The sequence below is a fragment of the Providencia sp. JGM181 genome (assembly GCF_018257375.1).
GTDB classification, from domain to species: domain Bacteria; phylum Pseudomonadota; class Gammaproteobacteria; order Enterobacterales; family Enterobacteriaceae; genus Providencia; species Providencia lanzhouensis.
In genome coordinates, this window is sequence record NZ_JAERJY010000153.1 from 1 (window position 1) to 8,397 (window position 8,397).

General features: G+C 44.0%; 5 protein-coding genes. All 5 read left to right on the plus strand.

What is annotated here, in order from left to right; genetic code table 11:
• Nucleotides 1-170 precede the first annotated feature (170 nt).
• The 5 genes from JK188_RS15150 (at nucleotide 171) to ahpF (ending at nucleotide 7,641) form a co-directional block, all read left to right on the plus strand.
• Entirely contained in the window at nucleotides 171-1,241 is a 1,071-nt protein-coding gene (locus JK188_RS15150; RefSeq protein ID WP_211885528.1) for an HlyD family secretion protein, read from the plus strand.
• 41 nt (nucleotides 1,242-1,282) lie between these two features.
• Complete coding sequence (gene rbbA, locus JK188_RS15155) at nucleotides 1,283-4,024, plus strand: ribosome-associated ATPase/putative transporter RbbA (RefSeq protein WP_211886404.1); 2,742 nt, start codon at nucleotides 1,283-1,285, stop codon at nucleotides 4,022-4,024.
• Nucleotides 4,025-4,026: 2 nt separating this feature from the next.
• Nucleotides 4,027-5,154, plus strand: coding sequence for an ABC transporter permease (locus tag JK188_RS15160; protein ID WP_036948121.1), 1,128 nt, complete (start codon nucleotides 4,027-4,029; stop codon nucleotides 5,152-5,154).
• Between the two features lie 222 nt (nucleotides 5,155-5,376).
• Complete coding sequence (gene ahpC, locus JK188_RS15165; RefSeq protein ID WP_006659869.1) at nucleotides 5,377-5,940, plus strand: alkyl hydroperoxide reductase subunit C; 564 nt, start codon at nucleotides 5,377-5,379, stop codon at nucleotides 5,938-5,940.
• Between the two features lie 126 nt (nucleotides 5,941-6,066).
• Nucleotides 6,067-7,641 (plus strand): alkyl hydroperoxide reductase subunit F, encoded by a 1,575-nt coding sequence (ahpF, locus tag JK188_RS15170; RefSeq protein ID WP_108478160.1) that lies wholly within the window; start codon nucleotides 6,067-6,069, stop codon nucleotides 7,639-7,641.
• Nucleotides 7,642-8,397: the final 756 nt, after the last annotated feature.

Genomic DNA, 8,397 nt, shown 5'->3' on the forward strand with positions numbered 1-8,397 from the left:
CAAAATGGCTGTTATATAGACTTTGTCCGTTATAAAAATAATAAAACAATAAAATGTAGATGATATTTATTTCAAGAGAAAACAGTTTTGTAATGTGACTAATTAATTTAATTAACGACCAAAAACAACTGTGGTTCACTAATTTATTCAATGAATAGAGAAGGGATGGTATGAAAATAAATAAGCGCAAAGTATCGTTTTATCTTATTTTGGTTCTGGCAATTATAGCGGTCGGATATTATTACTGGAGCCAAAACTCGAGTAGTCTTCCAGAGGGTTTTGCACAAAGTAATGGCAGAATTGAAGCCACCGAGATAGATATAGCGACTAAAACAGCAGGGCGAATTGATACCATCCTTGTCAAAGAAGGGGACTTTGTCCAACAAGGGCAAGAACTCGCCCGTATGGATACCCGTGCCCTACAGGAACAACTCCATGAAGTACAAGCTCAGTTACGCCAAGCCATTAGTGCGGTTGCCACGGCAGAGTCAGGGTTAGTACAGCGCAAAAGTGAAAAGCTGGCGGCTCAGGCAGTCGTTCGTCAACGTGAAGCGGAGCTAGATGCTGCACAAAAACGGTTAAATCGTTCTCGCGTCCTAGTGAAAACTAAAGCCGTTTCTCAACAGCAAGTGGATGACGACACAGCACAAATGCAAGGTGCAAAGGCTGCGCTTGAAGCTTCAAAGGCTCAAGTTGCTGCATCCACCGCCGCCATTGACTCTGCACAAGCGGGTATCGTCCAAGCGAAAAACCGCGTAGAAGCTGCAACGGCAACAGAAAGACGCATCACGGCTGATTTAGAAGACAGTATTCTAAAAGCACCACGTAATGGACGCATTCAATATCGAGTGGCGGAGCCAGGTGAAGTCCTTGGTGCGGGTGGTCGCGTGCTGAACATGGTGGATTTAAGTGACGTGTATATGACCTTTTTCTTGCCAACAGAACAAGCTGGCAAGGTTGCTCTTGGAAGTGAAGTTCATATTATTCTCGATGCGGCCCCAAATATTGTGATCCCAGCCAAAACCTCATTCGTTGCCAGTGTTGCACAATTTACGCCTAAAACAGTGGAAACCCAAAATGAACGCTTGAAACTAATGTTCCGCGTTCGTGCACGTATTTCTCCTGAATTGCTGGAAAAACACCTTGAATATGTCAAAACAGGTTTGCCCGGAAAAGCATACGTTCGCTTAGATGCACAAGCCGCATGGCCAACTGATCTTGAGGTGAGATTACCACAATGATCGCTAACACAATGATCCATAAAATAAAGACCGATAAATTGATGGATGATGTGATTGTTGATTTACAGCATGTCAGCCAAAATTACGGTGATAACTGTGCGTTGGATGACATCACTCTCGCAATTCCTGCTCGAAAAATGGTGGGGCTGATTGGCCCCGATGGCGTGGGCAAATCAAGCTTAATGTCACTGATTGCAGGCGCCCGTGTGATCCAGCAGGGGCAAGTCAATGTACTCAATGGGGACATGCATAACAGCGACCATCGTCGCAATGTCTGTCCCAAAATTGCCTATATGCCTCAAGGGTTAGGGAAAAACCTTTACCATACGCTTTCCGTGTACGAGAACGTGGATTTTTTCGGTCGATTATTTGGGCAATCCAACGAAGAGCGAGCCTATCGCATTCAGGATCTTCTTGAAAGTACAGGGCTAGCTCCCTTTAAAGACCGACCCGCAGGGAAGTTATCGGGCGGGATGAAACAAAAGCTAGGATTATGCTGCGCGCTAATTCATGACCCAGATTTATTAATTCTTGATGAACCGACAACGGGGGTTGACCCCTTATCTCGGGCGCAGTTTTGGGATCTTATTGACCGCATTCGAGAGCGCCAAACCAATATGAGCGTGCTGGTGGCCACGGCTTATATGGAAGAAGCGGAGCGCTTTGATTGGTTGGTGGCGATGGATGATGGCAAAGTGATGGCAACTGGGCATGCGTCTGAATTAAAAGCCCAAACGGGTTGTGATGACCTCGAAGCGGCCTTTATCGCGCTATTACCCGAAGAAAAACGTGCGGGTCACCAAAAAGTGGTGATTCCTCCTCGAGATACACGAGGTGATGACGTTATCGCTATCGAAGCTCAGGATTTAACGATGCGTTTCGGTAACTTTGTGGCGGTGGATCATGTGAATTTTAAAATTCCGAAAGGAGAAATTTTCGGCTTTTTAGGTTCCAATGGGTGTGGTAAATCCACCACCATGAAAATGTTAACAGGCTTATTGCAAGCCAGTGAAGGTCAAGCGTGGCTCTTCGGGCAAGAGATTGACCCAAAAGATATTGAAACCCGCAAGCGCGTTGGGTACATGTCCCAAGCCTTCTCTTTGTACAGCGAATTAAGCGTTCAGCAAAACCTTGAATTACATGCCAAACTATTCCACATTCCCGAAGATAAAATTAACCAGCGCATTGATGAAATGTGTCAGCGTTTTGACTTGGAGGATGTGCGAGAAACACTCCCTGATGACCTACCACTAGGGATACGTCAACGCCTCTCTTTGGCTGTCGCGGTTATCCACCAGCCAGAAATGCTGATCCTCGATGAACCGACTTCCGGGGTTGACCCCGTCGCTCGGGATATGTTCTGGAACTTAATGGTCGATCTTTCAAGACGTGACGGTGTCACTATTTTTATCTCCACACACTTTATGAATGAAGCGGAGCGTTGCGATCGAATCTCATTGATGCATGCAGGCAAAGTACTGGATTGTGATACCCCAGAAAATCTGATCAAAAAGCGTGGGTTAGATACCTTAGAAGCCACGTTTATTGCCTATTTGCAGGATGCAGTGGGCGATAAAGATACGGGCAAAGAGACCGCCCCTGAATTTCATGTGGATGCAAAACTGAAAGAGCAAGCGGCGGAAGCACTCAAAAAACGCTTCAGTTTACGACGTTTATTTAGCTATAGCATTCGTGAAGGTATGGAGTTACGGCGAGATCCTGTGCGTTCCACATTGGCGTTATTAGGGACGGTGATCCTGATGTTTATCATGGGATATGGGATCAGCATGGACGTGGAAAACCTACGTTTTGCTGTACTCGACCGAGACCAAACAGGTTTGAGCCAAGGCTATACGCTGAACTTAGCAGGTTCTCGCTACTTTATTGAGCAGCCTCCATTGCAAGATTATGAGCAGCTCGAATCGGGTATGCGCAGCGGAAAAATCACGGTGGCGATTGAAATACCGCCTAATTTTGCTCGTGATATCGCCAAAGGAAATAACGTTAAACTGGGCGTATGGATAGACGGCGCGATGCCAAATCGTGCGGAAACGGTGCGTGGCTATGTGCAAGCGATGCATTTAGCGTGGTTAAGCACTATGGCGGCGCGTCAGCCTGCAGGTGTTGCAGGAATTCCCGCTATTGATATCGAAACACGCTATCGTTATAACCCGGATGTTCGTAGCTTACCGGCGATTGTTCCCGCCGTTATTCCTCTATTATTAATGATGATCCCTGCGATGCTCAGCGCGCTCAGTGTGGTGCGTGAAAAAGAGTTGGGCTCAATTATTAACCTTTATGTCACCCCGATCACCAAATTAGAATTCCTGCTCGGTAAACAACTCCCTTATATTGTTTTAGGGATGTTCAACTTTGTTTTACTTTGCATTTTATCCGTCTATGTTTTTGGTGTGGAATTTAAAGGCAGTTTCTTGTCATTGAGCTTGGCAGCGTTTTTGTACATCACCATAGCAACCGGAATGGGGCTGCTGATATCCTGTTTTATGAAGAGCCAAATCGCAGCCATTTTTGGGACATCAATTATTACCTTGATCCCTGCAACCCAATTCTCCGGCATGATTGACCCTGTTTCTTCCTTGGAAGGGATTGGTCGCTGGGTAGGGCAGATTTACCCAACATCCCACTTTTTGACGATCACACGGGGAACCTTCTCTAAAGGGCTTAATTTCTTTGATTTACAAGCTTCATTTATCCCGCTAGCCATCACGATCCCGATTGTGATTGGCTTGAGTGTTTATTTCCTGAAAAAGCAGGAGGCATAGGGATGTTTCGTAAAATACAGAATATTTTTAACTTAGGCGTGAAAGAATTACGAAGCTTAGGGCGCGATAAGGCAATGCTGGCACTGATTGTGTTTGCGTTTACTGTCTCGATTTATTCATCTGCAACGGTAACGCCGGGTTCGCTGCATAATGCTCCGATAGCCATTGCAGATCAGGATAAATCCCAGCTTTCAAACCGTATTATTAATAGCTTCTATGAACCGTATTTCTTACCGCCAGCGGATATTGTACCGAATGAAATAGATGGCTTACTGGATAGAGGCGCCTATACGTTTGCAATTGATATTCCACCTAACTTTCAACGGGATGTACTTGCAGGGCGTCATCCTCAATTGCAAGTTAATATTGATGCAACACGCATGAGTCAGGCCTTTTTGGGTAATAGCTATATCCAAAATATTACCTTAGGAGAAGTGAACGAATTTTTGGCGAAATACCGCAGCCAAGGGCGTTTACCGGTTGATCTTGAAGTGCGTATGCGGTTTAACCCAAACTTAACGCAATCTTGGTTTGGTTCTGTGATGGCTATCATTAACAACATTACAATGTTATCGATTGTTCTAACTGGTGCTGCACTGATCCGGGAACGTGAACATGGTACTGTCGAGCATTTAATGGTGATGCCGTTAACGCCTTTTGAAATCATGATGTCAAAGATTTGGTCGATGGGATTAGTGGTACTGATTGCCTCGGCAGTCTCACTGTTGCTGGTGGTGAAAACCTTGCTGCAAGTACCGATTGAAGGGTCGATATTGCTGTTTATGTGTGGGGTTGCGCTTAGCCTGTTTGCCACCACATCGATTGGGATTTTTATGGGAACGATTGCGCGCTCAATGCCACAATTTGGTCTATTGATGATCTTAGTATTATTACCGTTAAACATGCTTTCTGGGGGGATGACTGCCCGTGAAAGTATGCCGCAACTGGTACAAGACATCATGCTAACCATGCCGACAACCCACTTTGTTAGCCTAGCGCAAGCCATTTTATATCGTGGTGCGGGATTCGAAATTGTGTGGCCACAGTTTGTTATTTTAGTGGTCATTGGTAGCGTATTTTTCAGCTTTGCATTAATGCGCTTTCGCAAAACCATTGCCACAATGGCATAGTTTTTATTGCATCAGCTCCCATTAAATTACCTCGAATTACTTCTCACAAAACGCTTGCAGATTTTATCGGCAAGCGTTCTAATGCAGAACCATATAAAATACTATGCCTATCAATTTTTAATTAATGATTAGATTTTGCCTATCAAATCGATAGCAACGACTGATTGGATTAAGTCTCTGTGAAACAGTAACTTAATAGTCAACCAAACAGGAGGACATCAAATGTCATTAATTAATACTCAAATCAAACCTTTTTCTAATCAAGCTTTTAAAGACGGTAAATTTATCGAAGTAACAGAGAAAGATGTTGCGGGTAAATGGAGCGTTTTCTTCTTCTATCCAGCGGACTTCACTTTCGTTTGCCCAACTGAATTAGGCGACATTGCTGACCATTACGCTGAATTCCAAAAAATGGGCGTAGATATCTATTCTGTATCGACTGACACCCACTTTACTCACAAAGCATGGCACGAAAGCTCTGAAACCATCGGTAAAATCAAATATGCGATGATCGGCGACCCAACAGGTGCTCTGACTCGTAACTTCGAAAACATGCGTGAAAACGAAGGTCTGGCTGACCGTGGTACATTTGTTGTTGACCCACAAGGTATCATCCAAGCTATCGAAATCACTGCGGAAGGCATTGGTCGTGACGCTGCTGACTTACTGCGTAAAGTTAAAGCTGCTCAATACGTTGCAAGCCACCCAGGTGAAGTTTGCCCAGCTAAATGGAAAGAAGGTGAAGCAACACTGTCTCCATCTTTAGATTTAGTCGGCAAAATCTAATCGATAACCCTCGATAAGAATATTGCAAAATAAGCCACGTTGCAGGCGCTAAACACAATTAAGTAAAAGCCTGCAACGGGCTATTCGACGGGTATATGTACCCGATTTTATGACCAAGGGGATTACATGCTCGATAATAATTTACAGGCTCAATTAAAAGCCTATCTGGAAAGATTAACTAAACCCGTAGAGTTAGTTTCGAATTTAGATGACAGCGCAAAATCAATTGAAATAAAACAATTACTTGAACAAATTGCGTCGCTGTCTGACAAGGTGACTGTGCGTGAAGAGCACGATGTTGCACAAAGAACACCTTCATTTTTAATCACCAACCCAGGGACTAATATTGGCGTGCGTTTTGCGGGCTCACCATTAGGCCATGAATTTACCTCTTTAGTGCTTGCTCTCCTGCAAGTGGGTGGTCATCCATCTAAAGAAGCACAAGAATTGTTGGATCAAGTGAAAGGGCTGGAAGGCGACTTTAACTTTGAAACTTACTATTCATTATCTTGCCATAACTGCCCTGACGTCGTGCAGGCGCTGAACTTAATGGCGGTATTGAATCCGAACATCAGCCATACGGCGATTGATGGTGCGCTGTTCCAAAACGAAATTGATGAACGCAACATCATGGGTGTTCCTGCTGTTTTCTTAAACGGCAAAGAATTTGGTCAAGGTCGCATGACATTAAGCGAAATCGTGAGCAAGGTGGATACCAATGCTAACGCGCGTGCGGCAAAAGCGATTAGCGAACGTGACCCATTTGAAGTTCTGATCATCGGTAGTGGTCCAGCGGGTGCATCCGCTGCGGTTTATACTGCGCGTAAAGGCATTCGTACCGGTGTTATCGGTGAGCGTTTCGGTGGGCAAGTCATGGATACCGTTGATATCGAAAACTATATCTCGGTATTAAAAACTGAAGGTGCAATTTTAGCTGGCGCCCTGAAAAATCATGTGGATAGCTACAATGTGGATGTGATTGATGGTCAATCCGTTACTAAGCTTATTCCTGCTGAACAAATTGGCGGATATCACCAAATCGAAACCGCATCAGGCGGTGTGATGAAGGCGCGCAGTATTATTATTGCTACTGGTGCACGCTGGAGAAATATGGGGGTTCCGGGCGAACAAGAGTACCGCACAAAAGGAGTGACATTCTGTCCTCACTGTGATGGTCCATTGTTTAAAGGCAAACGCGTCGCGGTAATCGGTGGTGGTAACTCCGGTATCGAAGCAGCTATCGATTTAGCGGGTATCGTTGAGCATGTGACGGTATTGGAATTCGCGTCAGAATTGAAAGCGGACTCCGTGCTGCAAGCCAAAGCCCGCAGCCTGAGCAATATCGATATTATTTTGAATGCTCAAACGCTTGAAGTTAAAGGCGATGGCAGCAAGATGACTAGCTTAGAGTACAAAGACCGCACGGATGAAAGCGTGCACTCTTTGGAAGTAGCAGGTGCGTTTGTTCAAATCGGTTTATTACCAAATACCAATTGGTTAGGTGATACTGTTGCTCGCAATCGTATGGGCGAAATCGAAGTCGATGCACGTAATGAAACCAGTGTGAAGGGCGTATTCGCCGCTGGTGACTGTACAACAGTGCCTTATAAACAGATTATCATTTCCGCCGGAGAGGGTGCCAAAGCCGCATTGAGCGCATTTGACTACCTTATCCGCACAAGTACCAGAACCGCTGAATAGCTCATAGTTTAGCGGGTTGTAGCCAAAAGGCACTCGGGGGCGAGTGCCTTTTTTTGTGTGTGCAATCTGTGCAACTATCTCAAGAGAGTTTAAAAGTGTTCAAGTGTGGGTAGGTCAGTGTTTACTGTAATGTTGGGCGACCTAGGATTCTCTGCAAAGTAATGATGCTGCCACCATTAATCATAAAGTGATTTACGAAACTTTGTTGAGCCTAATGGGCGTGCGACTCGCTCACTAGGTGTTAAAAATAATGGGAATGAGGCTGGTGAGGTGTTATTTGAATGCAGCATTGTGATTGCTTAGAACACTGGAAATAACGAGCAACACACTATTTTATAACGAATTATTGATTTTATGCCGATAAAGTAGAGTAAAGTGTTTAAGCTCGTTATGCTGCTATCCCCCTTGAGCGTTATATTTTAAGAGATTGAAAATTAAAAATATAACTTATTGCTTTATAAAGATGTAATTTTTTGCTCTCTGTTTTATAACCCGTTGTAACCAGTAAAAATTACAGCAAAATAATTTTTACTTAGTGGATTAGAGACGATTTTGGTCGGGTGTGACTAATATAATCGGTTTCCGAAGGGGGAGACAGATACACACAATATAAATTTTTATGGCAATATGATATATGATATCTAGTTAACATTATTTAATTTAACATGATTGAGCAATTATATTATTGTAGTATCATTATTTTTTAACAGTATTTCATTGTATTAGTTATATTATGAATTGAGTGTTTTTTGCTCT

What these genes read in the sequence shown, in the direction of transcription:
- rbbA (WP_211886404.1), top strand. Translation starts at nt 1,283, where the DNA reads ATGGATGATGTGATTGTTGATTTACAGCATGTCAGCCAAAATTACGGT.
- ahpC (WP_006659869.1), top strand. Translation starts at nt 5,377, where the DNA reads ATGTCATTAATTAATACTCAAATCAAACCTTTTTCTAATCAAGCTTTT.
- ahpF (WP_108478160.1), top strand. Translation starts at nt 6,067, where the DNA reads ATGCTCGATAATAATTTACAGGCTCAATTAAAAGCCTATCTGGAAAGA.
- JK188_RS15150 (WP_211885528.1), top strand. Translation starts at nt 171, where the DNA reads ATGAAAATAAATAAGCGCAAAGTATCGTTTTATCTTATTTTGGTTCTG.
- JK188_RS15160 (WP_036948121.1), top strand. Translation starts at nt 4,027, where the DNA reads ATGTTTCGTAAAATACAGAATATTTTTAACTTAGGCGTGAAAGAATTA.